Origin of the sequence: Delftia sp. UME58, assembly GCF_014170385.1 — a bacterium.
Taxonomy (GTDB): Bacteria; Pseudomonadota; Gammaproteobacteria; order Burkholderiales; family Burkholderiaceae_C; genus Comamonas; species Comamonas acidovorans.
Map to the genome: position 1 here is coordinate 106,706 of NZ_LZZV01000097.1, position 23,512 is coordinate 130,217.

Here is a 23,512-nt window from a genome sequence, read left to right on the forward strand (position 1 = left end):
TCAGGCTCCTTGGTGCACTGCGTGGGGCATCACGCTCCAGACGCTGGTGGCCTGCAGCGGCAGCGGCTGCTGCGGACGTGTCTCCAGCCACAGGCGCTGCAGCAGGTTCTGCGCCACCTTGAGCCGGTAGTCGGCGCTGGCGCGCATGTCGGACATGGGCTTGAAGTCCTGGGCCAGCGCGGCCTGGGCGGCCTTCACTGCGGCCTGGTCCCAGGGCTGGCCCACGATGGCCGCCTCCGCCAGGGCCGCACGCCTGACCACGGCAGCCATGCCGCCAAAGGCCAGGCGGGCGGACTTCACCACCTCGCCGTCCAGCTCGATGGCCAGCCCCGCGCACAGCGCCGAGATGTCGCAGTCGAAGCGCTTGCTGATCTTGTAGGCCCGGGTCTGGCGCCGTGCAGCGTCCAGCGGCACGGCCAGGGCCTGCACGAACTCGCCCGGTTCCAGCTGGTTCTTCATGTAGTCCAGGTAGAAGTCATGCAGCGGCATGCGGCGCACGCGCGCGCCCTTGCGCAGCTCGATCTGCGCGTCCAGCGCCATCAGCACGGGCGGGGAGTCGCCAATGGGCGAGCCATTTGCCACGTTGCCGCCCATGGTGCCTGCATGGCGGATGGGCACGGAGGCAAAGCGCAGCCACACATCGGTCAGCCCCTCGAAGCGCTGCGACAGCGCCGACCAGGCCGACTCCAGCGAGGCACCGGCGCCTATGTACAGCTCGCCGCCGTCCAGGCTGCCCGCGCCGTGGCGCTCCTCGACGCGCTTCATCTCGGCCACGTCGCCCACATAGACGATGTCGCCCAGGTCGCGGAACTGCTTGGTCACCCACAGCCCCACATCGGTGGAGCCTGCCAGCAGCCGCGCGCGGGGCTTGGCCTCGCATACGGCGGCGAGTTCGTCCAGCGTGCGCGGAGCGTGGAAGCTGTCCACACGGCCGCCCTGGGCAGCGTTGGGCGCGGCGTAGTCCAAGCCGGCATCCTGCGCGCGCAGGCCCTGCAGTGCCTGCACCACGGGTTCGGTGGCCATGCGCGTGGCGGGCAGGTCGAACATGCGCTGGCCTGCATCCAGGATGGGACGGTAGCCCGTGCAGCGGCACAGATTGCCCGACAGCTCGTCGGCCAGCTGCTGGCGCGAGGGTCGCGTGCCGGCCTGCTGGTGGTGCTCATAGGCCGACCACAGCGACATCACGAAGCCCGGCGTGCAAAAGCCGCACTGCGAGCCGTGACAGTCCACCAGCGCCTGCTGCACGGGGTGCAGCTCGGCACCGCCTGCGGGCTTGCCGGTGGCACAGCCCTGCTTGCCGGCGCACTGGCCCTTGACGTCCTCCACCGTGAACAGCGCCTTGCCGTGCAACGTGGGCAGGAACTGGATGCAGGCATTGACCGTCTGCAGCTGCAGGCCGCCCACCGCGTCGGGCGCGCCGTCTTCGGCCAGCTCGGCGATGACCACGGTGCAGGCGCCGCAGTCACCTTCGTTGCAGCCCTCCTTGGTGCCGGTGCAGCGCGCGTCGCCGCGCAGCCAGTCCAGCACCGAGCGCGTGGGATGCGGCCCCTGTACCTCGACGATCTGGCCGCGGTGATAGAAGCGGATGGGTTGGGAACTGGGGCTCTGGCTCATGCTCGTGGGGCAACTGCTGGTGCGTGGACTGTTCGGATCACGACTTACGCAAATTCCGAGGAAGAAAGCCGCTGGCCCTGTGGCGATGGCGTGTTTGCGTTCCTGCTTGCGTAAGTCCTGCGGATGTACCCGAGATTAAGTCCAGCCCCGCCCGAACGCATAAGACGGCCTCGATATTTCCTATGCGGGCTGCCATATATCCTTGCCAAAAACAAGGGTAAACCCGCAACAAAAGTGTGGATTGCAGCGGTTCAGGGTTCAAAAGCTATGCACAGCCCTCACTCGTGCTCGGCCGGCACCAAAGGCTTGGGCCGCACATCCTCATCGTCGCCCAGCTGCGAGAAGATCATGGTCGAGGCCAGCGTCACCGCGCCCATGCAGACGAAGGTGGCGCGGAAGGCATTGAGGGTGTGCTGCGGCGTGTCGCCGCCGAACCATTCGCTGAAACCGGCCAGCACCGCACCTGCGGCGGCCACGCCCATGCCCATGGCCAGCATCTGCACCATGGACAGCAGGCTGTTGCCGCTGCTGGCGTTGCCGGCATCGAGGTCCTTGAGCGTGACGGTGTTCATGGCCGTGAACTGCATGGAGTTGGTGGCGCCGAAGATCAGCAGCTGGACGATGACCACCCACAGCGGCAGCGCCGTGGAGACCGTGCCGAAGCTGGCGATCATCAGCGACAGCACCAGGGTGTTGCCCATGAGCACGCGTCGGTAGCCGATGCGCTGGATGAGCGTGGTGGTCTGGCGCTTCATGGCCATGCTGGCCAGCACCGTGGGCAGCATCATCATGCCGGCCTGCAGCGGAGAGAAACCCAGGCAGACCTGCAGCACCAGCGGGATCAGGAAGGGCATGCAGGAGCTGCCCAGGCGCGAGAACAGGTTGCCCAGCAGGCCCACGCGCAGGCTGCGCACGGCGAACAGCTCGGGGGCGAACAGCGGGTCGGGCCGGCGCAGCGCGTGCAGCCAGTAGGCGGCCAGGCTGGCCAGGCCGAAGATCAGCAGCACGAAGACCATGGCGCCGTGGATGCCCTTGCCCGACATGCTGTCCAGCGCCAGCGACACGGCCACCATGCCAAAGGCCAGCAGCGCATAGCCCACGCCGTCGAAGCGCTTGACGGCAAAGCGGTCTCCCACCGGCATGAAGCGCAGCGTGGCGGCCAGGCCGATCAGGCCCACGGGCACGTTGACCAGGAAGATCCAGTGCCAGCTCACGTACTCCACCATCCAGCCACCCAGCGTGGGGCCGATCAGCGGCCCGACCAGGCCGGGAATGGCCACGAAGCTCATGGCCTTGAGGAACTGCTCGCGCGGAAAGGCGCGCAGCACGGCCAGCCGCCCCACGGGCATGAGCAGCGCCCCGCCCATGCCCTGCAGCACGCGCGCGGCCACCATCAGCTGCAGGTTGGGCGCAATCGCGCACATCACCGAGCCCAGCACGAACAGCGCAATCGCCCACAGGTAGACACGCCGCGTGCCGAAGCGGTCGGCCATCCAGCCCGAGGCCGGGATGAGCATGGCCATGGTCAGCGAGTAGGCGACGATGACCGACTGCATGCGCAGCGGGCTCTCGCCCAGGGCCTCGGCCATGGTGGGCAGCGCGGTGTTGACGATGGTGCCGTCCAGCGTCTGCATGAAAAAGCCGATGGCCACAAGCCACAGCAGCACCGAACGCGAGGAGGATGTGGTGGAGGCGGAAGCGCCTTTGTCTTCAGGAATCATGGCAAGGCAGGAAGGGCGCAGGCGTTAAAAAACCGCCTGCGCATTGCTGCGCGGCGGTTGGTGGCGTGTTGTGCGGCGGGCTGCTGCGGGCCCCACTGCAGCGCGGCCGACAAGGCTTATACCGAGAAGCTCGATCCGCAGCCGCAGGTGGTGGAGGCGTTGGGGTTCTTGATCACGAACTGCGCGCCCTGCAGGTCTTCCTTGTAGTCGATCTCGGCACCCACCAGGTACTGGTAGCTCATGGCGTCGATCAGCAGCGACACGCCATTCTTGGTCATGGTCGTGTCGTCGTCGTTGGTGATCTCGTCGAAGGTGAAGCCGTACTGGAAGCCCGAGCATCCGCCACCCTGCACGAACACGCGCAGCTTCAGGTCGGGGTTGCCTTCCTCGGCGATCAGATCGGCCACCTTGGCAGCTGCGCTGTCGGTGAAGACGATCGGGGTGGGCATTTCGGCGGTGGTGGTTTCGGTGATTTCTGCGACGGCGCTCATGGGGATACTCCGAAGTTCTCAATTGGCCCGAATGGTACAGCAAAGGGCTCGGGAATTCCCGGGGCCGCCGGCTTGACGACAGTGCAAGTGGGGGCATTGGCCACCGACGGCGAAGGTGAATGCGAAGGGTTTGCATCGCCCAGAAAAAAACCGCCGGCAAAGGCGGTTTTTTTTCTGGGGAAAGCCCCGGGGGACTTTCCTGCAGTGCCAGCGGATTAACGCTTGGAGAACTGCTTGGCGCGGCGTGCGGAGCGCAGGCCGACCTTCTTACGTTCGACTTCACGAGCGTCACGCGTCACGAAGCCGGCTTGGCTCAGGACGGGCTTGAGCGCTGCGTCATAGTCGATCAGGGCGCGGGTGATGCCGTGGCGGGTAGCGCCGGCCTGGCCGGATTCACCACCACCGTGGACGTTCACTTGAATGTCGAAAGCTTCCAGGTTGCTCGTCAGAGCCAGGGGCTGCTTTGCGATCATGATCGAGGTTTCGCGGCCGAAGTATTCCTGAATGTCCTTGCCATTCACGGTAATCTTGCCGGAGCCCTTCTTCAGGAACACGCGCGCGACGCTGGATTTGCGACGGCCGGTGCCATTGTTCCAATCACCAATCATCTAGGTCTCCTTAGATTTCCAGAGCCTTGGGCTGCTGGGCGGTGTGGGGATGCTCAGCACCGCCGTACACCTTGAGCTTCTTGATCATTGCGTAGCCCAGGGGACCCTTGGGCAGCATGCCCTTGACGGCCTTTTCCAGAGCGCGGCCGGGGAACTTGGCCTGCATGTCGCGGAAGTTGGTGGCAGTGATGCCGCCGGGGAAACCAGAGTGGCGGTAGTACACCTTGTCCAGGTTCTTGGTGCCGGTGACCTTGAGCTTGGAGGCGTTGATGATGACGATGAAGTCGCCGGTGTCAACGTGAGGTGTGTAAATGGCTTTGTGCTTGCCGCGCAGACGGAGTGCCACTTCGCTGGCGACACGTCCGAGCACCTTATCGGTGGCGTCAATCACAAACCACTCGTGTTGCACCTCAGCGGGCTTTGCGCTGAATGTAGACATGAGTTTTCTCTTTCAAGAAAGGTTTGGCGGGTCCTTTTCCGCGGTCGGCGCTTCTTCAAAAAGGAAGCCTCTTAGGCGGGGATGTAAACTTCGCCGCGGGACCCTAAAATCGCTGCGAAGCCCTCCATTATACAAAAACGGCAGGCCTTCGCCATCCCCCTTGCGCCGCCCTGGCTTCAGCGCCGGCCCCCATCCTTCAGCCGCCACGGACAACCACCCGGCAGCGCGGCTGGTTACCATACGCCTATGTTCAGTTACCGCCACGCCTTCCATGCAGGCAACCATGCCGATGTGCTCAAGCACACCGTGCTGATCGCCACCCTGCAATACCTCCTCCAGAAGGATGCCGCCCTCACGGTGCTGGACACGCACGCCGGCGCCGGCCTGTACCGACTGGACGGCGACTACGCCAACAAGAGCGGCGAGTCCGCCGACGGCATCCTGCGCCTGGCCCAGGCCAAGGAGGCCGAGCTGGCCCCGGTGCTGCAGGCCTACCTGGCCACGGTGCGCTCCTTCAACCAGGGCGCGCAGCTGCGCAACTACCCGGGCTCGCCCTTCATCATCCAGTCCCTGCTGCGCGTGCAGGAGCGCGACAAGCTCAAGGTCTTCGAGCTGCACCCCACCGACATGCGCTCGCTGGCGGGCAACATTGCCCAGCTCGAAGCGGGCCGCCAGGTGGCCGTGCTGCATGAGGACGGCTTCGAGGGCATCAAGAAATTCCTGCCGCCACCGTCGCGCCGCGCCCTGGTGCTGTGCGACCCCAGCTACGAGCTCAAGAGCGACTACGCCAAGGTGCTGGACATGGCGGCCGACAGTCTCAAGCGCTTTGCCACAGGCACCTATGCGGTCTGGTATCCGATCATCCCGCGCCCCGAGGCGCACGATCTGCCGCGCCGCCTGAAGACCATGACCACCAAGGCCGGCAAGAGCTGGCTGCACGTGGAGCTCACGGTCAAGAGCAACAAGACCTCGGAGCGCGGCGGCCTGCCGGCCAGCGGCATGTTCCTGATCAATCCGCCGTTCAATCTCAAGGAACAGCTCAAGCCGGCCATGCCGCAGCTGGTCAAGCTGCTCGGTCAGGACGAGAACGCGGCCTTCACGCTCGAATCCGGCGGCTGAACGCGGCTCAGCGCGAGCTCGATGCGGCAGAGGCCACTGCCGTGGCCGAGGCTGCGGCAGGCGCAGCGGCCTTCGCCACCGGCTTGGCGGCAGGGGCGGCACGGCTGGCCACGGCCGTGCGTGCATTGGGCCTGGGCGCGGGTGCCTTGGCCTGCACGCGCGGCCGGACCGGGGCCTTTGCCTGAACCTGGGTCCGCGCCTGTGTTTGTGCCTGTGCCTTGGCCTGCTGCGTCTTCTTGAGGGACTCGGCCTTCCTGGCCGTGACCAGGGTTTCGGGGCACTCTTCCTCGCCTTCGTCGAGCTGCCACAGCTCCACGGGCTTGATGCCCAGGCCGACCATGCCCAGCTCCTGCGCAGCAGCCTGGCTCAGGTCGATCACGCGGCCGGGAGCGAACGGGCCTCGGTCATTGATGCGCACCACCACCGTCCTGCCTGTCGCGGCGCTGCGCACGCAGACACGGCTGCCGAAGGCGAAGCTGCGGTGCGCAGCCGTCAGTTCTTCCTTGTCGAAACGCTCGCCGCTGGCCGTCAGCCTGCCATGCAGGCCCGGGCCGTACCAGGATGCCAGGCCTTGCTGGTCGCTGTCGCGCGACGGCACAAGGGCGAAGTCGGGATTGGAGGGCGCCTCGGCACTGTCTTCGGGCGAGGCCGGCTCGGAGGGCTTGGCATCCGAGGATTTGCTGGCCGGCTGCGCGGCCCGCGAAGTGCGGCCACCGCGCTTGCCGGCCGAGGGCACGGCCGCTGGCGTCTGGCCCTCGGCCACGGTTGCGGCCCCTGCCGCACCCGCCATCAAGGCACCGGACTCGGCATCGGTTTCGGCCACGGGAGCCGGTGCGCAGCCAGCCAGGGTGGCGGTGATGGCACACATGGCCAGCCAGCGCCAATGCGGGCGTCGAAAATTACGATCCATGGGCAAAAACCTCCAGGGAACGCCTGACCGTTCCCAAGTTCTAGAGGGCCGCCCGGGGCCGGCGCAGTGGCTGCGCGCTCAAAGGCCCAATCGATCGCAGATTTCCAGCGTGGCGACGCTCTGGTTCATCGTATAGAAGTGCAGCCCGGGAGCGCCCTGGCTGCGCAACTGCTCGCATAGACGGGACACGACATCGAGGCCGAAGGCGCGAATGGACGCCGTGTCATCTCCGTAAGCCTGCAGACGCAGGCGGATCCAGCGCGGGATCTCGGCGCCGCAGGCGTCCGAGAAGCGCATCAGCTGCGTAGAGCTGGTGATGGGCATGATGCCGGGAACAACCGGTGCATCAAGCCCCATGCCGCGCGCCGCATCAACGAAACGGCAGTAGGCGTCGGCATTGTAGAAATATTGGGTGATCGCGGAATCCGCGCCAGCGCGCACTTTAGCCGCAAACGCTTCCAGATCGGAATGTGGGGATTTCGCCTGCGGATGGACCTCGGGATAGGCTGCCACCTCGATGTGGAACCAGTCGCCGAACTCGCGGCGGATGAATTCCACGAGGTCGCTGGCGTACTGGAATTCACCGCCCAGGCCGTAGCCGCTGGGCAGGTCGCCGCGCAGCGCGACGATGCGGCGCACGCCCATGGCCTTGAGCTCCTGCAGCTCGGCACGCACCTTGTCGTGCGTGGCGCCCACGCAGGAGAAATGCGATGCTGCGCTGACGCCTTCGCTCTGGATGTCACGCACCATGTTGAAGGTGCCGGCCTGTGTGGAGCCGCCCGCGCCATAGGTGACGGAGCAGAACTGGGGCTTGCGCGCATAGAGGTTCTTGCGCACCTGCACATGCTTGGCCGCGCCTTCGGGCGTCTTGGTCGGGAAGAATTCGAAGCTGATCGGAAAGCTCATGTAAGACTCACTGCTCAGTGTTTCATTCGTTGCGTTTGCGCAGCTTGGCGCGCCCCGGTCCGGGCACGCCGAACTCGGTGCTGGTGTCGATCACACGCTCGTTGCGCTGCTCGCGCAGCACGGTGCGGGACACGCGCTTGGGCGCGGCCGGCTTAGGCGCGGCCTTCACGGCCGAACGGGGCTCGTCGTCGTCCTGCGTTTCAGGCTGTGCAGGCTCCTTCACCACGGCCGCCTGCTGGGCATGCACGAAGAATTCGCGGTTGCCGTCACCGCCTTCGATGGCCGACTCCATCCAGCCCTTGACCTCCAGGCCCAGCTCGCCCAGGCAGGTGCGGATGCGCTGCTCCACCTCGGTGAACAGGGCCGCATCGCGCACGATGCCGCCCTTGCCGACCTGGCCCGGCTGCAGTTCGAACTGCGGCTTGACCAGCATCAGCAGCTGGCCATGCGGCTTGAGCAGGCGCGTGACGGCCGGCAGCACCAGGGTCAGCGAGATGAAGGACAGATCGCCCGTGACGAAGTCGAACTGCGGCGTGATGTCCACGTCGGCAAACTCCGCGCGGCGGCGGCGCTGCGTGGCCACCGTGCCTTCTTCCCGGGCCTTGCCCTTGGCCGCGCGCTCGGCCTTGAAGGCCTCGATCTCTTTTTCCTTGGCGTCGTCGCTGTCGTCGTAGTCTTCATCGACCAGACCGCCGTTGCGCATCCAGGCATAGGGCGCCACGGGCTGGGTGTCGTTGTCGTCGGGATCTTCTTCCCAGCGTTCGGACAGCACTTCCTCGCAGGACTCCTGCAGGCCCTCGGCCGTCACCGCGCGGGCATTGACGCCCTCGACGCAGATCACGCGCACATCCGAGCGCAGCCGGTCATGCAACTGGCCATGGCCCACATCCACGCCGATGACCTGGGCGGCGCCCGCCTGCAGCAGGCAGTCGGTGAAGCCGCCCGTGCTCTGGCCCACGTCCAGGCAGCGCAGGCCCTGCACCGACAGCTTGGTGGCCGCCAGCGCGCCTTCCAGCTTCAGCCCGCCGCGCGAGATGAACCGGGCCTCGGCCCCGTCCAGCAACTGCAGCTCGGCCCCCGCAGGAATCTCGTCGCCGTTCTTGGCAACCTTCTTCCAAGGCGTCAGCGGCGTCATGCGCCATTGCACGCCACCCGCAATCAGCCGCTGCGCCTGCGAGCGCGTGGCCGCATGGCCGGCTTCCACCAAAAATACATCTGCGCGCATAGCGTCGTTCCCAGGAAATCTCTAAACCAATGACGCCAAGCGGCGTCGCACCCCACAACTGGCAGGGCCCAACTCAGGGACACCGAGCAAGGGCCGCCCCGCCGCGAGGGTGTCGTCCCCCTCCCTTGCGAAGCAAGTAGAGAGGGGGAAGCGGCGCAAGCCGCTCAGGGGGTGCTTAGTAGCGATAAGTTTCGGGCTTGTAGGGACCCTGCTTGCTCACGCCGATATAGGCAGCCTGGCCGTCCGTCAGTTCGGTCAGCATGGCGCCGACCTTCTTCAGGTGCAGGCGGGCGACCTTCTCGTCCAGGATCTTGGGCAGCACGTAGACCTTGCCGACCTCGTAGGCATCGGGCTTGGTGAACAGCTCGATCTGGGCGATGGTCTGGTTGGCGAACGAGGCGCTCATCACGAAGCTGGGGTGGCCGGTGGCGCAGCCCAGGTTCACCAGGCGGCCCTTGGCCAGCAGGATGATCTTCTTGCCGTCAGGGAAGGTGATGTGGTCCACCTGGGGCTTGATTTCTTCCCACTGGTACTGCTCGATGGAGGCGACGTCGATCTCGTTGTCGAAGTGGCCGATGTTGCAGACGATGGCTTCGTTCTTCATGGCCACCATGTGCTCGTGGCGGATGATGTCGCGGTTGCCGGTGGTGGTCACGAAGATGTCGGCCTTGTCGGCTGCCCACTCCATGGTCACGACCTTGTAGCCTTCCATGGCCGCCTGCAGGGCGTTGATGGGATCGATCTCGGTGACCCACACCTGGGCCGACAGCGCGCGCAGCGCCTGGGCGCAGCCCTTGCCCACGTCGCCGTAGCCGGCCACCACGGCAACCTTGCCGGCGATCATCACGTCGGTGGCGCGCTTGATGCCGTCCACCAGAGATTCGCGGCAGCCGTAGAGGTTGTCGAACTTGCTCTTGGTGACCGAGTCGTTGACGTTGATGGCACGGAACTTCAGCGTGCCCTTGGCCGACATCTCGTTGAGGCGGTGCACGCCGGTCGTGGTCTCTTCGGTCACGCCGATGATGTGGGCGCTCTTGCGCGTGTACCAGGTGGGGTCCTGGGCCAGCTTGGCGCGGATGGCGGCGAAGGCGATCTTCTCTTCTTCGGAGGCGGGGTTGTCCAGCACGGACAGGTCCTTTTCGGCGCGCATGCCCAGGTGCAGCAGCATGGTGGCGTCGCCGCCGTCGTCCAGGATCATGTTCGGGCCTTCGCCTTCGGTGCCGGCGGCGCCGAATTCAAAGATGCGGTGGGTGTAGTCCCAGTAGTCGGCCAGCGATTCACCCTTGATGGCGAACACGGGCGTGCCCGTGGCGGCGATGGCGGCGGCGGCATGGTCCTGCGTCGAGAAGATGTTGCACGACGCCCAGCGCACTTCGGCGCCCAGGGCCTTGAGCGTCTCGATCAGCACGGCCGTCTGGATGGTCATGTGCAGCGAGCCGGTGATGCGCGCGCCCTTGAGGGGCTGGGCAGCGGCGAATTCCTCGCGCGTGGCCATCAGGCCGGGCATTTCGGTTTCGGCGATCAGGATTTCCTTGCGGCCCCAGGCGGCAAGGGAAATGTCAGCGATGGCCGTGTCGGCGGAAACGGGACGAACAGCAGCGTTCATGGTTTTCTCCAAAAGATGAATGAAAAACCACGTTCTGCGGGAGACGAAAAAAAGCTCACCGCACAGAAAGCGTGGGCGAGCGTCGTTGCAGGTATGACTCCGAGCCTCGCGACCACGCCTGATGTGTGGGGGCCGCTGCAACGCTCCTCGGAGAGGCGCTGATTATACCGATCCCGGGGATGCCTCACCGCCCAGCCCCACAAGCCGGTAGCCCACCTGCAGCTCGGTCACCAGGTGGCGCGGCTGGGCCGGCTCGTCCTCGATCTTCTGGCGCAGATTGGCCATGTGCACGCGCAGGTAATGGGCACGGCCCAGGTACTCGGGGCCCCAGACCTGCAGCAGCAGCTGGCGGTGGGTGAGCACCCGGCCCTGGGCGGCGATCAGGGCCGCCAGCAGGCGGAATTCGATGGGCGTGAGGTGCACCGGCTGCCCCGCGCGCCGCACCTCATGCGTGGCCAGGTCCACCTGCACCGGGCCGAAGTGCACCTGGCTGGAGGCGCCTGCGCCGCCCGCGGGCCCCAGCTGCTGACGCCGCCGCAGCATCACGCGCAGCCGGGCCAGCAGCTCGGGCACGCCGAAGGGCTTGACCAGGTAGTCGTCGGCGCCGGCATCCAATGCGGCCACCTTCTCGTCCTCGCGCTCGCGCGCGGAAAGCACGAGCACGGGCACGGAGGACCATCCGCGCAGCTCGGTGAGAACCTGCTTGCCGTCGGCATCCGGCAGGCCCAGGTCGAGGATGACCAGGTCGGGCTGGCGGCTCGCCGCCTCGATCAGGCCCCGGCGCGCGCTGTCTGCCTCGAAGACCTGCCAGCCTTCGTCTTCCAGCACCAGGCGCACGAAGCGGCGGATGCCGGGGTCGTCCTCGATCATCAGGATGCGGTTGACAGGCGTGCTCATGGGAGGCTTTCGTGCATGGCGGGACTCTAATCCAGCGCAGGCTGCTCGGGCACGGGAAAGCGCAGCGTGAAGACGGTGCCTGGGCCGGGCCGCGCGGCGGCAGCCTCGATGCGCCCGCCATGCGCCTCGACAATGCTGCGCACCAGTGCGAGGCCCAGGCCTATGCCCGAGACGGTGGACTCGGCCGTGCCGCGCGTGAAGGGCTCGAACAGCGTCTCCACCGGCAGGTGGGACGGCAGGCCCGGCCCGCCGTCGCGCACGGACAGCAGCAGTTCGCCATCCTGCACGCGCGCACTGATGGCCAGCGGCGTGCCGGCCGGCGTGTACTTGGCGGCGTTGTCCAGCAGATTGACCAGCACGCGCTCCATGAGCAGGGCATCGAGCTGCAGCAGCGGCAGGCTGGCGGGCACGTCGGTGCTCACGGGATGCTGGCCCAGGCGCGCGCGCATCTGGCGCAGCGCGCTGCCGACCACTTCGTCCAGCGGCAGCCATTCGCGCTGCAGGTGCACGCCGCCTTGCTGCAGGCGCGCCATGTCCAGCAGGTTCTCCACCAGGCGCTGCATGGCCTGCGCCTGGATGCGGACCTGCTCCAGCATGTCGGCCGCGCCGCCCGGCGGCACATGGCGCTGCGCGGCCTCGGCCGCGCCCAGGATGGTGGTCAGCGGGGTGCGCAGGTCGTGCGAGACGGCCGACAGCAGGGTGTTGCGCATGCGTTCGCCCTCCATGGCGATCTGGGTCTGCTGGGCCACGGCCACGAAGTGCTGGCGCTCCAGCGCCAGCGCCACCTGGCTGGCGCAGGCCTCCAGCAGGCGCTGCTCCTCGGGCACCTCCAGGCGCTGCGGCGCACGCAGCTGCAGCACCAGCACGCCGCGCATGCGCACGGGTGCGGCCAGCGGCACATAGCGGGCCGGTGCGGCCGGCAGCGTGTCCGTGCCCTGGCCGGCCTGCTGGCCGTGGTCCATGGCCCAACGCGCAATGCTGTCGTCCATGGGGCAGGGGCCGCCGCCCGCGGGCCGCAGGCGCTCGTCGGCATCGGGCAGCAGCAGTCCGGCCTGGGCGTCGAACACGCCCGAGACCGTGCGCAGCGCGATCTCCACCACCTGCTCCTGCGTGAGCGCGCCCGACAGGTCGCGCGCCAGCCGTGCCAGGGCGCCCGCGCGGCGCTCGCGCTCGGCCGCCACGCGCGCCTCATGCCGCAGCCGCGCCATGAGCTGGCCGCAGACCAGGGCCACGCCCAGCATCAGCACGAAGGTGAACAGGTACTGCGTGTCGTTGACATGGAAGGAGCCGCGCGGCGGCACGAAGAAGTAGTCGAAGCACAGTACCGACAGCAACGCGGCCCAGGCACCGGGGCCCCGCCCCCAGCGCAGCGAAGACAGCACGACGATGAGCAGGAACAGCATGACCACGTTGGCCGGGTCGAAGACGCGCAGCAGCTGCTCGGCCAACACCGTGGCGGCCAGGCAAGCCAGGGTGACGCCGGCATAGCCCTTCCACGGCAGCGGTGCGCGCCGCAGCAGCGCGGAAGTTGCGGCAGGAGGGGCCTCGGTCCGGGCCGCGCTGGAGCCACCGGAGAGCACCAGCACATCGATATCGGGATGCAGGTGCGTGATGCGGTCGGGCAGGCTGCGCGTCCACCAGCGCCAGGGCGACCAGGCCGGGCGTGGCGGCTGGGCCAGCACCAGGCGGCTGGCGTTGCGCTCGCGCGCGAAGGCGACCAGGGCCTCGGCCACATCGGCGCCCGGCAGCGTGGCCGTCTCGGCGCCCAGGCGAGCGGCCAGGGCCAGGGTCTTGAGCACGGCGGCCTGCACGCTGCGCGGGCGGTGCTGGCGCTGGGGGGCGTCCACGTAGACCACCATCCAGTCCGCATCGAGCCGGCGCACCATGCGCGCGACCTGGCGCACCAGCGCATCGTCGCCTGCGCGGCCGGCCACCGCCACCAGCAGGCGCTCGCGTGCAGGCCAGACCGTGCCTATGGAGCGCTCGCGCCGGTAGTCGCGCATGTCCTCGTCCACGCGGTCGGCCGTGCGGCGCAGCGCCAGTTCGCGCAGCGCCAGCAGGTTGCCACGGCGAAAGAAATTGCGCGAGGCCCGCTCGGCCTGCTCCAGCATGTAGACCTTGCCGTCCTTCAACCGGCGCAGCAGCTCGTCGGGCGAGATATCGACGACGATGACCTCGTCGGCATCGTCGAAGACCTGGTCGGGCACGGTCTCGCGCACCGTGATGCCCACGATGCCGCCCACCACGTCGTTCAGGCTTTCCAGGTGCTGCACGTTGATCGTGGTCCAGACATCGATGCCCGCGTCCAGCAGTTCCTGCACGTCCTGCCAGCGCTTGGGATGGCGCGAGCCTGGCGCATTGCTGTGCGCCAGCTCATCGAGCAGCAGCACGCGCGGCCGCCGCGCGAGCGCCGCATCCAGGTCGAACTCGCGCAGCGTCCGCCCCTGGTGCGGCAGCTCGCGCAGCGGCAGTTGCTCCAGGCCATGCAGTTGCTGCGCCGTTTCCTTGCGGCCATGGGTTTCCACGAGTCCCACCAGAACCTCGCGGCCCCCCTGGCGTTCGCGCTGGGCGGCGGCCAGCATGGCGTAGGTCTTGCCCACGCCTGCATTCGATCCGAAGTAGATGCGCAGCTTGCCCCTGCCCGCCTGCGCCTGCTCATGGCGCAGGCGCGCGACCAGGGCGTCGGGATCGGGGCGCGGCAGGCCGGGCGAAGCCGGGTCGGCAGAGGGCGAAATGGGCATGGTTCTCAGCCTAGCACCAGGGCGTGCTCAAACACCAGAAGGACGCCTAGAACGCCGCCGACAGCGACAGCACCCAGCCGCTGCGCCCCAGGCTTTGCATCTGGCCCGCCGCGTTGGCCGCGCGGTAGTAGCGCGTGTCGGCCGAGGTGCCGGCCCAGGCCAGCGTGGCCGTCCATGGGCCCCAGCTGCGGGCCAGCGAGACGCGCCAGTCGGCATACGACAGTGCGCTGTAGTTGCGCACCTGCGTGTGGCCGGCATGCAGGCCCAGCACGGCCCAGTCGCCCAGCGGGTGCTGGTAGTTCAGGTCCAGATAACTGCTGCCGCGTGAGCTGCCGCTGCCGGGAAGTGCCTCGGCAAAGGCCGTGGCCGCCGTGCTGTCGCGCAGCCCGAAGTAAGGCGTGAGCGCCAGCGACCATTTGGCGCTGAAGCCGCCGTTGGTGACGCCCAGATAGGCCTCGGTGGTGTCGTAGCGCACGCCGCCGCTGCCATCCCCGCGGGGCACGCGCGCGCCGGGGTAGTTGTAGTGCAGCAGGCCGATGTCACCCGTCCAGCCCGCCGGCAATTCGGTGCGCCAGCCGCCGTACAGGTCCAGCTCCAGTGCGCGGCCGTCCAGATAGCTGTGCCGCGACACGCTGGAGCCGGACACGCCCAGGTAGGCGCCGCGCGGCAGCGACAGCTCCAGCCCGCCCTGCAGCGCCGGCCCCATCCAGCTTTGCGAGATGCCACGGAAACGGTAGTCGCTGAGCAGCGCCACGCTGCCGGTGAGCGCGTAGGCGGGTGCGGGCGATTCCTGGGCAGCGGCGCTGGCAGCGCTGACGGGGGAGGTCTCGGCCTGCGCATGGCAGGATGCGGCCGCCAGCGACAACAGTGCAGCCAGTGAAACACGGGGGAAGAAACGGGGGACGGCACAAGCGGTCGTCATGGAAGAAACGGATTTCATCTTGGTTTTTTGTACAGAGAAAGCAAGGCGGTGCCTGCCCGGCCGGGCAGGCTTGCCGCCAAAGATCAGGCCAGGCCCAGAGCCACCAGCAGCATGTCGATCAGCTTGATGCCGATGAAGGGAACGACCAGGCCCCCCAGTCCGTAGACCAGCAGGTTGCGCCGCAGCAGGGCCGAGGCGCCGATGGCGTGGTAGGGAACGCCACGCAAGGCCAGCGGAATCAGCACGATGATGATCAGCGCGTTGAAGATCACGGCGCTCAGGATGGCCGAGCCCGGGCTGGCCAGTCCCATGACATTGAGCGCCGACAGCTGCGGATACGTGCCCACGAAGGCGGCCGGGATGATGGCGAAGTACTTGGCCACGTCGTTGGCCACGCTGAAGGTGGTCAGCGCGCCGCGCGTCATCAGCATCTGCTTGCCGGTCTCCACGACCTCGATGAGCTTGGTCGGGTTGCTGTCCAGGTCCACCATGTTGCCGGCTTCCTTGGCCGCCTGGGTGCCGCTGTTCATGGCCACGGCCACATCGGCCTGGGCCAGTGCGGGCGCGTCATTGGTGCCGTCGCCGGTCATGGCCACCAGGCGGCCTGCGGCCTGGTGTTCGCGGATCAGGCGCAGCTTGTCCTCGGGCGTGGCTTCGGCCAGGTAGTCGTCCACGCCGGCCTCGGCCGCAATGGCCGCCGCCGTGAGCGGGTTGTCGCCCGTGATCATCACGGTCTTGATGCCCATGCGGCGCAGCTCGGCAAAGCGTTCGCGTATGCCGTGCTTGACCACGTCCTTGAGCTCGATCACGCCCAGTACGCGGGCACCGTCGGCCACGACCAGCGGCGTGCTGCCGCGCCGCGACACATCCTCCACCACCTTGAGCATGGCGGGCGGGAACTGGCCGCCCAGGGATTCGACGTGACGGCGCACGGCATCGGCCGCGCCCTTGCGCAGGCTGCGCGTGGCGCCGTCCGGCTGGGGCATGTCCACGCCGCTCATGCGCGTCTGGGCCGTGAAGGGCACGAAGACCGCATGCAGCGTGGCCAGGTCGCGCTCGCGCAGGCCATGCATCTCCTTGGCCAGCACGACCACGCTGCGGCCTTCAGGCGTCTCGTCGGCCAGCGAGGCCAGCTGCGCCGCATCCACCAGCTGCGCGGCCGTCACGCCGGGCGCGGGCAGGAACTCGCTGGCCTGGCGGTTGCCCAGCGTGATGGTGCCGGTCTTGTCCAGCAGCAGCACGTCCACGTCGCCGGCCGCCTCCACGGCGCGGCCCGAGGTGGCGATCACGTTGGCCTGCATCATGCGGCTCATGCCCGCCACGCCGATGGCCGACAGCAGGCCGCCGATGGTGGTCGGGATCAGGCACACCAGCAGGGCCACCAGCACCGTCAGGCCCACGACCTGGCCGCTGCCCGTCAGCTCCACCGCAAAGGACGAATAGGGCCGCAGCGTGACGATGACCAGCAGGAACAGCAGCGTCAGCCCGACCAGCAAAATGGTCAGCGCCAGCTCGTTGGGCGTCTTGTGGCGGCGGGCCGACTCCACCATGGAGATCATGCGGTCGAGGAAGGACTCGCCGGGATTGACGGTGATCTGCACCACCAGCCAGTCCGACAGCACGCGCGTGCCGCCCGTGACCGACGAGAAGTCGCCTCCGGCCTCGCGGATCACGGGGGCCGATTCGCCGGTGATGGCGCTCTCGTCCACCGAGGCCACGCCCTCGATCACGGTGCCGTCCAGCGGCACGGTGTCGCCAGCCTCCACCAGCACCCACATGCCCGAACGCAGTTCTTCGGCACCCACGGGATGCCAGCGGCTCTGGTAGTTGGCCTGCTCCAGCTTCTTGGCGACGGTGCTGCGCTTCATGCTGCGCAGGCTGGCGGCCTGGGCGCGGCTGCGCCCCTCGGCCAGCGCCTCCGCAAAGTTGGCGAACAGCACGGTGAACCACAGCCAAAGCGCAATCGCCAGGATGAAGCCCGCAGGCGCCTCGCCTTCGCCCGCCAGGGCCTGGGCCCAGAGCAGGCTGGTGAAGATGGCGCCCAGGTAGACCACGAACATCACCGGGTTGCGCCATTGCGCGCTGGGTGCCAGCTTGCGGATGGAGTCACCCAGCGCCTGGCGCACCAGCGAAGGATCGAACAGGGACAAGGCAGTTTTGCGCGACATGGCTTACTCCTTGGCGGCATGGACTGCCGCAGGCTGCAGCGTCGCGGCCGAGAGATCGTCCAGCGCCAGGTTCATCTGCAGCACGTTCACGCGCGGCTCGCCCAGCAGGCCCAGCACGCGCGGCTGCACCTGCTGGCGCAGCAGTTCCTGGACCTTGGCCACGGGCAGCTGGCGCTCGCGGGCCACGCGCGGCAGTTGCAGCTGGGCATTGGCCACCGAGATGTGCGGATCCAGGCCGGAGGCCGAGGCCGTCACGGCATCCACAGGCACCGTGGCATCTGCAGCCAGGCCATTGAGTTCGCGGTAGGCGGCCACGCGCGCCGCCACGGACTCCTTGAGCGCAGCATGGGTCGGCCCCTGGTTGGTGGCAGCCGACAGCGCAGCGTTGTAGGGCGCGGCCACCGTGGCGTCGGCCTTGTCGGGATCGGGCGCCGTGGTGGCGCTGGGCCGGCCCTGGAAATAGCGCGGCGAGGCGAACTCCTGCCCGATCAGGGCCGAGCCCACGACCGAGCCCTGGCGCGTGACCAGGCTGCCATTGGCGGTCTTGGGAAACGCAGCCTGGGCCACGAGCGTGGTGACCAGCGGATAGGCCAGGCCCGTGACCACGGCGACGAACAGCGCCGACCGCAGGCTGGGGCCGAACAGCGAGCGCAGCCCGCCAGGAGCGGCCTGCGCTTGGGCCTGCGCATCAGCGCGCAGCACCGGCAAGGGGCCGGAAGTATGTGTTTGAACTTGCATCTCGAAACCTCCGCCGCACGGCCCTGCCAAGGCAGAACCGGCGGCCAAGAAAAAAACGGGCTCAGGTGACTCAGGGGTTCAGGGGTAGACCTGTCCTGACAGCATCTGCAGCTGCTCGACCACGGGCCCCAGGGCCAGCGAAGGCAGGAAGGTCAGCCCGCCGACCACGACCACCACGAAGACCAGCAGCCCCATGAACAGCGGCGTGGCCGTCGGGAAGGTGCCCGGGCCCGCAGGCACGGTGGGCTTGGCAGCCAGGCTGCCGGCCAGGGCCAGCATGGGCAGCAGCGTCAGATACCGGCCGGCCAGCATGGCCAGGCCGATGGTGGTGTTGAAGAATGGCGTGTTCGCGTTCAGGCCCGCAAAGGCGGAGCCGTTGTTGGCCGTGCCCGAGGCATAGGCGTAGAGCACTTCCGAGAAGCCGTGCGGCCCCCGGTTGGACAGGCTGGCCAGCGTGTCGGGCCAGACCGCCGCCAGCGCCGTGAAGCCCAGGACGGAGAGGGGGTGCGCCATCACGGCCAGCATCACCAGCTTGATCTCGCGCGCCTCGATCTTCTTGCCCAGGAACTCGGGCGTGCGGCCAATCATCATGCCGGCCAGGAAGACCGTGAGGATGGCGTACTGCAGCAGGTTGATCAGGCCCACGCCATCACCGCCGAACACGCAGTTGAGCATCATCTGCGCCAGCGGCACCAGCCCGCCCATCGGCGTCAGCGAGTCATGCATGGCATTGACCGATCCCGTGGTCGCGGCCGTGGTCGTGGCCACGAACAGCGCCGTGTCGGCGATGCCGAAGCGCAGCTCCTTGCCCTCCATGTTGCCGCCCGGCTGGGTGGCGCTGACCTGCTGGTCGGCACCTGCTGCCGTGAGCAGCGGATTGCCGGCCTGCTCGGCCGTGAACACCAGCGAGATAAAACCCACGAACATCACCAGGCAGGCGCCGAACAGCACCCAGCCCTGGCGGCGGCGCAGCAGCATGGAGCCGAAGGCATAGGTCATGGCCGAGGGAATCAGCAGCATGCCAAGGATGTGGATGGCATTGGTCAGCGGCGTGGGGTTCTCGAACGGATGGGCTGCGTTCATGCCGAAGAAGCCGCCGCCGTTCGTGCCGATGTGCTTGATGCTCTCCAGGCTGGCCACAGGGCCCAGCAGGATCTGCTGGCGCGCGCCCTCCAGCGTCGTCGCCCAGACCTGGCCATCCAGTGCCTGCGGCACGCCCTGCCACACATAGACCAGGGCCACCACGAAACTCAGCGGCAGCATCACGCGCCACAGCACGCGCACATAGTCCACCCAGTAATTGCCCAGGTCCGATGCACTGGAGCGCGCCAGGCCGCGAATGAAGCCCGCCGCGGCGACCACGCCCGTGGTCGCGCCCGCGAACATCATGAAGGTGATGGCCACCATCTGCGTGGCGTTGGACAGGCTGCTCTCGCCCGAATACGCCTGCCAGTTGGTATTGGTCACAAAGGACGCGGCCGTGTTGAAGGCCAGGTCCGGCGTCTGCGCCGCATTGCCCAGCGCATTCAGCGGCAGCCAGCCCTGCACGCGCAGCAGCGCATAGCCCAGCAGCAGCATGGCGCCGTTGGACAGCAGCAGCGCCAGCCCGTAGCGCTGCCAGCCCATGCGCTCGGCCGGGCTCACGCCCAGGGCGCGAAAGCTCAGCCGCTCGATCCAGGCATGGTGCTCACTCGTGAAGCAGCGTGCCAGCCACTGCCCCATGGGCACGGCCAGCGCCGTCATCACCAGCAGCACCAGTGCAAATTCCATCCAGGTCAACCACATGGCGGTCTCCTTTCAGGCAGTCAAATCCGGCCCAGCGCCGCCACGAAGGCCAGCAGGCCTCCGAAGCAGCCCAGGCTCAGGGCGATAAAGATCAGGTCTTGCATCTGCGCCACCTCAGAACTGCTCGGGCCGCAGCAAGGCGTATCCCAGGTAGACAAACACAGCCAGAGCGCCCAGGGCGCCCAGCCATCCGGTGATTTCGGTCAGGGTCATAGGAATTTCTCCCGCATCGGCACCGCTTGGCGGCACCTGTTGTTGCGATGGGGAAAACTCTAGGGCCGGGGCTGTCAAGGATGGGTTGAGATTGGCAGGGGCCGTATCAAGACGGCATCAAGAAGGTCAGCGGCTCCGCCGCTGACCGCACTGCCACAACCCAAGGACCTGGGCGCATCGTCGACGGCCCATGAACAGCAGATCCATCTCCGCCACCGGCCCGCCGCCTTCCGCCGCCGCGCCTGCTCAGGCCTGCCTTGAAGGCAATGGGGAGCGCCGTGCCTTCCTGGCCAGCGCCGGCCTGCTCGTGCTGGTCTATCTGGGATGGCTGCTGGTCTTCTGGCCCGGCGTGCTGGGCGAAGACAGTTCGGCCATCCTCCAGGAAGTGGACAGGCCCGAGCACTTTCGTTCTGGCAAGAGCGCCTTCTGGTACTACTTCGTGCGCTGGACTTATGGTGTCACCCACAGGGTAGAGGTGCCCGTTGCCATCCTGCTGCTGCTGTGCGCCCTCTTCTTTGCGCGCATGTTGGCCTGGTACTGGGCGCGCGGGCACCGCCTGCTTTGCGTCGTGCTGCTGGTCTTCGTCTGCGCGGCGCCCCACATGGTCTATTTCATGGCCACGCTGTATCCAGACGCCATCTTCGCCGTGGCCTCCTGCGCCTTGCTGTTCGAGCTTTGGTGGATTTGCAGCCAGAAACGACACAGCCGGGCCAGCCTGGCCCTCATAGCGCTGGCACTGCCGTTTGCGGTTTTCGTGCGCGCCAACGGCGCCCTTTTTCTGGCACCGGCCGTGGTTGCGATCTTTCTGGTCCACCGCAAAAGCCGCTTGCCGCTGTGCGCCATCATCGGCCTGTGGTGTGCGCTGGCCTACACGGGCACGAAGATGCACAAGCCCGCACCGCAAAGCGCCATGGATTCACTCGTGCTCTTCGAAACGGTCAAGCTGCTGCAGCCCAGGGCCATGAACGATCTCTGGCAAAAGCAGCCTCTCATGAACGACCCCTGGGTGCTGCAGGCGCCCAAGCTGTCGGCACGCACTTTGGAGATCCTGGAAGGCCATGCCCCGCGCCAGCTTATGCTCGCCTACTCGGACCCGGCCTACTGGGACATGCTGGTGTTCCATCCGCAGGGGCCTCAGCTCTTCGGCCTGACCGAAGACCGGCGCAAGGAACTAGCGCATGAATTCCTGCGCTACAACCTCTGGCACAACCTGCCCGATGTGGCGGCCAGCCGCGTCAACGTGCTGCTGTCTGCCGCCCTGGCCCAAGGCGGATTCCCGGCGCTCGACTATGCCCGCCATGTGATCAGGCGTACCCAGGCGCAATCGCAAATGCGGATCTTCAGGCTGGATTCATCGGAAACGGCCCTGCGCGGCCTGCTTCGCCAAAGCCATGCCTGGCGCTGGCTGCTATGGACGCCCTGGCTGGGCTTCACGCTGCTGGCCATGGTCCTGTGGCATGGCGTGCGCCAAAAGAACGTGCCAGCCTTGCTGATCAGCGTGCCGCCAGCCATTCACCTGACCGCCATTGCGGTCTTCGCCACGGCCGGCGAATATCGATACCTGTTGCCATTCTTCGTTCTCACACCCGCTCTGTTGGCTGTGCTCATATCGCGCCCAGGCATCTCCAAAGCAAATGCTGCAACGACCGTATCGCCGAAGTCATTGGAGGATTCCTCCCGGAACACACTTCAGGCACACGCTCTGTAAAATGCGCCGGTTCGCCGCGGCCGTCCGCCGGTACGCGCGCCCTGTCTATTGCCATCTCCTGGATTCCCCCTTGACTTACGCCCTGGAAACCCGGCGCCGCCGGACTTTTGCCATCATTTCCCACCCCGACGCGGGCAAGACCACGCTGACCGAAAAGCTGCTGCTGTTCTCGGGCGCGATCCAGATCGCGGGCGCCGTCAAGGGCCGCAAGGCCAGCCGCCATGCCACCTCCGACTGGATGGAAATCGAAAAGCAGCGCGGCATCTCGGTGGCCAGCTCGGTCATGCAGATGAGTTACCGCGACCACGTGGTCAACCTGCTCGACACGCCCGGCCACAAGGACTTCTCGGAAGACACCTACCGCGTGCTCACGGCCGTGGACTCGGCCCTGATGGTCATCGACGCCGCCAACGGCGTGGAATCGCAGACCCGCCGCCTGATCGAGGTCTGCCGCCAGCGCGACACGCCCATCATCACCTTCGTCAACAAGATGGACCGCGAAGTGCGCGATCCCCTGGACATCCTCGACGAAGTGGAGCGCGAACTGGGCATGCCCTGCTGCCCCGTCACCTGGCCCGTGGGCCAGGGCCGGCAGTTCGGCGGCATCATCAACCTGCTCACCCAGACCATGACGGTGTTCCAGCCCGGCAGCGAGCGCCGCCCGCAGGACTTCGAGGCCATCCCCCTGGCCGAGGTCGACAAGCTGCGCGCGCGCTTCGGCCAGTCCTTCGACGATGCGCTGGAAAGCATGGAACTGGCCCAGGGCGCCTCGGCCCCCTGGGACCACGAGGCCTTCCTGGCAGGCAAGCTCACACCGGTCTTCTTCGGCTCCGGCGTGAACAACTTCGGTGTCATGGAAGTGCTGGATGCCGTGGTCGACATGTCGCCCCCGCCCGGCCCCCGCAAAAGCTCGCTGCTGGTCAACAAGCAGCCTGTGGAAAAGATCATCCAGCCCGAGGACGAAGGCTTCTCCGGCGTGGTCTTCAAGGTCCAGGCCAACATGGACGCCAACCACCGCGACCGCATCGCCTTCGTGCGCGTGGCCTCGGGCAAGTACACGCCCGGCATGAAGATGAAAGTCCAGCGCACTGCCAAGGAGCTGCGCCCCACCTCGGTCGTGACCTTCATGAGCCAGCGCCGCGAAGCCGTGGAAGAAGCCTATGCGGGCGACATCATCGGCTTCACCACGCATGGCGGCGTGCAGCTGGGCGACACCATCACCGACGGCACCAATCTCCAGTTCACGGGCCTGCCCTTCTTCGCCCCGGAAATGTTCATGACCGTGGTGCTCAAGAACCCGCTGCGCACCAAGCAGCTGCAGCAGGGCCTGATGCAACTGGGCGAGGAAGGCGCCATCCAGGTCTTCAAGCCCGAGGCTGGCGGCAACATGCTGCTGGGCGCCGTGGGCCAGCTGCAATTCGAAGTTGTCCAGCACCGCCTGAACGCCGAATACGACTGCGACATCCGCCTGGAAGGTTGCCAGTACACGGGCGCACGCTGGATCACGGCAGACACCCCGGCCGAGCTGCGCGAATTCGAGAACGCCTACCCGCTGCGCATGGCGCGCGATGCGGCCGATACGCTGGCCTATCTGTGCACGTCACCCTATGACGTGCGATTGGCGCAGGAGCGGTTTCCCAAGATTCACTTCCATCCGCTGCGCGAGCATGCGGGGTTGGCTTTGCAAAAGGGATAAGGCGC

Annotated in this window: 19 protein-coding genes and 1 riboswitch; of the genes, 3 read left to right on the forward strand and 16 right to left on the reverse strand. The window is 67.3% G+C overall.

Annotation, left to right across the window (positions count from 1 at the left end):
* The 5 genes from xdhA to rplM form a co-directional block, all read right to left on the reverse strand.
* Entirely contained in the window at positions 1–1,614 is a 1,614-nt protein-coding gene (gene xdhA / locus A9976_RS24395; protein WP_183021139.1) for a xanthine dehydrogenase small subunit, read from the reverse strand.
* 278 nt (positions 1,615–1,892) lie between these two features.
* Positions 1,893–3,335 (reverse strand): multidrug transporter subunit MdtD, encoded by a 1,443-nt coding sequence (mdtD, locus tag A9976_RS24400; protein WP_183021140.1) that lies wholly within the window; start codon positions 3,333–3,335, stop codon positions 1,893–1,895.
* A 116-nt stretch (positions 3,336–3,451) separates the two neighbouring features.
* Entirely contained in the window at positions 3,452–3,826 is a 375-nt protein-coding gene (erpA, locus tag A9976_RS24405; protein ID WP_013800449.1) for an iron-sulfur cluster insertion protein ErpA, read from the reverse strand.
* A 215-nt stretch (positions 3,827–4,041) separates the two neighbouring features.
* Positions 4,042–4,434, reverse strand: a complete 393-nt coding sequence (gene rpsI / locus A9976_RS24410; RefSeq protein WP_012207710.1) for a 30S ribosomal protein S9 — start codon at positions 4,432–4,434, stop codon at positions 4,042–4,044.
* 10 nt (positions 4,435–4,444) lie between these two features.
* Entirely contained in the window at positions 4,445–4,873 is a 429-nt protein-coding gene (gene rplM, locus A9976_RS24415) for a 50S ribosomal protein L13 (protein WP_012207711.1), read from the reverse strand.
* A 246-nt stretch (positions 4,874–5,119) separates the two neighbouring features.
* Between rplM and A9976_RS24420 the strand changes: the two genes are divergently transcribed.
* Positions 5,120–5,992, forward strand: a complete 873-nt coding sequence (locus tag A9976_RS24420) for a 23S rRNA (adenine(2030)-N(6))-methyltransferase RlmJ (RefSeq protein WP_183021141.1) — start codon at positions 5,120–5,122, stop codon at positions 5,990–5,992.
* A gap of 7 nt (positions 5,993–5,999) precedes the next feature.
* Here the strand turns inward: A9976_RS24420 and A9976_RS24425 are convergent, their stop codons facing one another.
* From A9976_RS24425 to A9976_RS24475, 11 genes are all read right to left on the reverse strand, one after another.
* Positions 6,000–6,902: a septal ring lytic transglycosylase RlpA family protein gene (locus A9976_RS24425; RefSeq protein ID WP_183021142.1), complete on the reverse strand. Its 903-nt coding sequence runs from the start codon at positions 6,900–6,902 to the stop codon at positions 6,000–6,002.
* A 78-nt stretch (positions 6,903–6,980) separates the two neighbouring features.
* Positions 6,981–7,808, reverse strand: a complete 828-nt coding sequence (gene metF / locus A9976_RS24430) for a methylenetetrahydrofolate reductase [NAD(P)H] (protein ID WP_034397320.1) — start codon at positions 7,806–7,808, stop codon at positions 6,981–6,983.
* 22 nt (positions 7,809–7,830) lie between these two features.
* The gene (locus A9976_RS24435; protein WP_183021143.1) at positions 7,831–9,033 is read right to left on the reverse strand and encodes a TlyA family RNA methyltransferase; all 1,203 of its coding nucleotides are present in this window, start codon (positions 9,031–9,033) and stop codon (positions 7,831–7,833) included.
* Between the two features lie 175 nt (positions 9,034–9,208).
* Entirely contained in the window at positions 9,209–10,639 is a 1,431-nt protein-coding gene (ahcY, locus tag A9976_RS24440; RefSeq protein ID WP_183021144.1) for an adenosylhomocysteinase, read from the reverse strand.
* A 70-nt stretch (positions 10,640–10,709) separates the two neighbouring features.
* Positions 10,710–10,794, reverse strand: a riboswitch (S-adenosyl-L-homocysteine riboswitch).
* Positions 10,795–10,801: 7 nt separating this feature from the next.
* Positions 10,802–11,536 carry a response regulator gene (locus tag A9976_RS24445; protein WP_183021145.1) on the reverse strand — a complete coding sequence of 245 codons (735 nt, stop codon included), beginning with the start codon at positions 11,534–11,536 and terminating at the stop codon, positions 10,802–10,804.
* A 26-nt stretch (positions 11,537–11,562) separates the two neighbouring features.
* On the reverse strand, positions 11,563–14,277 hold the full coding sequence (locus tag A9976_RS24450; protein ID WP_183021146.1) for a sensor histidine kinase KdpD: 2,715 nt from the start codon (positions 14,275–14,277) through the stop codon (positions 11,563–11,565).
* 46 nt (positions 14,278–14,323) lie between these two features.
* Positions 14,324–15,199, reverse strand: coding sequence for a TorF family putative porin (locus tag A9976_RS24455; protein WP_183021147.1), 876 nt, complete (start codon positions 15,197–15,199; stop codon positions 14,324–14,326).
* An 83-nt stretch (positions 15,200–15,282) separates the two neighbouring features.
* Positions 15,283–17,367 carry a potassium-transporting ATPase subunit KdpB gene (gene kdpB / locus A9976_RS24460; protein WP_183021148.1) on the reverse strand — a complete coding sequence of 695 codons (2,085 nt, stop codon included), beginning with the start codon at positions 17,365–17,367 and terminating at the stop codon, positions 15,283–15,285.
* Between the two features lie 3 nt (positions 17,368–17,370).
* On the reverse strand, positions 17,371–18,105 hold the full coding sequence (gene kdpC / locus A9976_RS24465) for a K(+)-transporting ATPase subunit C (protein ID WP_183021149.1): 735 nt from the start codon (positions 18,103–18,105) through the stop codon (positions 17,371–17,373).
* Positions 18,106–18,183: 78 nt separating this feature from the next.
* The gene (gene kdpA, locus A9976_RS24470) at positions 18,184–19,890 is read right to left on the reverse strand and encodes a potassium-transporting ATPase subunit KdpA (protein ID WP_183021150.1); all 1,707 of its coding nucleotides are present in this window, start codon (positions 19,888–19,890) and stop codon (positions 18,184–18,186) included.
* A gap of 114 nt (positions 19,891–20,004) precedes the next feature.
* Positions 20,005–20,103 carry a potassium-transporting ATPase subunit F gene (locus tag A9976_RS24475; protein WP_013800438.1) on the reverse strand — a complete coding sequence of 33 codons (99 nt, stop codon included), beginning with the start codon at positions 20,101–20,103 and terminating at the stop codon, positions 20,005–20,007.
* Between the two features lie 190 nt (positions 20,104–20,293).
* On the opposite strand from A9976_RS24475, the gene A9976_RS24480 reads away from it, so the two are divergent.
* Both A9976_RS24480 and A9976_RS24485 read left to right on the forward strand, forming a co-directional pair.
* Positions 20,294–21,811 (forward strand): hypothetical protein, encoded by a 1,518-nt coding sequence (locus A9976_RS24480; RefSeq protein ID WP_183021151.1) that lies wholly within the window; start codon positions 20,294–20,296, stop codon positions 21,809–21,811.
* Positions 21,812–21,881: 70 nt separating this feature from the next.
* Positions 21,882–23,507, forward strand: coding sequence for a peptide chain release factor 3 (locus A9976_RS24485; protein ID WP_183021152.1), 1,626 nt, complete (start codon positions 21,882–21,884; stop codon positions 23,505–23,507).
* The last annotated feature ends 5 nt before the right edge of the window (positions 23,508–23,512 follow it).

What these genes read in the sequence shown, in the direction of transcription:
- xdhA (WP_183021139.1), bottom strand. Translation starts at nt 1,614, where the DNA reads ATGAGCCAGAGCCCCAGTTCCCAACCCATCCGCTTCTATCACCGCGGC.
- mdtD (WP_183021140.1), bottom strand. Translation starts at nt 3,335, where the DNA reads ATGATTCCTGAAGACAAAGGCGCTTCCGCCTCCACCACATCCTCCTCG.
- erpA (WP_013800449.1), bottom strand. Translation starts at nt 3,826, where the DNA reads ATGAGCGCCGTCGCAGAAATCACCGAAACCACCACCGCCGAAATGCCC.
- rpsI (WP_012207710.1), bottom strand. Translation starts at nt 4,434, where the DNA reads ATGATTGGTGATTGGAACAATGGCACCGGCCGTCGCAAATCCAGCGTC.
- rplM (WP_012207711.1), bottom strand. Translation starts at nt 4,873, where the DNA reads ATGTCTACATTCAGCGCAAAGCCCGCTGAGGTGCAACACGAGTGGTTT.
- A9976_RS24420 (WP_183021141.1), top strand. Translation starts at nt 5,120, where the DNA reads ATGTTCAGTTACCGCCACGCCTTCCATGCAGGCAACCATGCCGATGTG.
- A9976_RS24425 (WP_183021142.1), bottom strand. Translation starts at nt 6,902, where the DNA reads ATGGATCGTAATTTTCGACGCCCGCATTGGCGCTGGCTGGCCATGTGT.
- metF (WP_034397320.1), bottom strand. Translation starts at nt 7,808, where the DNA reads ATGAGCTTTCCGATCAGCTTCGAATTCTTCCCGACCAAGACGCCCGAA.
- A9976_RS24435 (WP_183021143.1), bottom strand. Translation starts at nt 9,033, where the DNA reads ATGCGCGCAGATGTATTTTTGGTGGAAGCCGGCCATGCGGCCACGCGC.
- ahcY (WP_183021144.1), bottom strand. Translation starts at nt 10,639, where the DNA reads ATGAACGCTGCTGTTCGTCCCGTTTCCGCCGACACGGCCATCGCTGAC.
- A9976_RS24445 (WP_183021145.1), bottom strand. Translation starts at nt 11,536, where the DNA reads ATGAGCACGCCTGTCAACCGCATCCTGATGATCGAGGACGACCCCGGC.
- A9976_RS24450 (WP_183021146.1), bottom strand. Translation starts at nt 14,277, where the DNA reads ATGCCCATTTCGCCCTCTGCCGACCCGGCTTCGCCCGGCCTGCCGCGC.
- A9976_RS24455 (WP_183021147.1), bottom strand. Translation starts at nt 15,199, where the DNA reads ATGACGACCGCTTGTGCCGTCCCCCGTTTCTTCCCCCGTGTTTCACTG.
- kdpB (WP_183021148.1), bottom strand. Translation starts at nt 17,367, where the DNA reads ATGTCGCGCAAAACTGCCTTGTCCCTGTTCGATCCTTCGCTGGTGCGC.
- kdpC (WP_183021149.1), bottom strand. Translation starts at nt 18,105, where the DNA reads ATGCAAGTTCAAACACATACTTCCGGCCCCTTGCCGGTGCTGCGCGCT.
- kdpA (WP_183021150.1), bottom strand. Translation starts at nt 19,890, where the DNA reads ATGTGGTTGACCTGGATGGAATTTGCACTGGTGCTGCTGGTGATGACG.
- A9976_RS24475 (WP_013800438.1), bottom strand. Translation starts at nt 20,103, where the DNA reads ATGACCCTGACCGAAATCACCGGATGGCTGGGCGCCCTGGGCGCTCTG.
- A9976_RS24480 (WP_183021151.1), top strand. Translation starts at nt 20,294, where the DNA reads ATGAACAGCAGATCCATCTCCGCCACCGGCCCGCCGCCTTCCGCCGCC.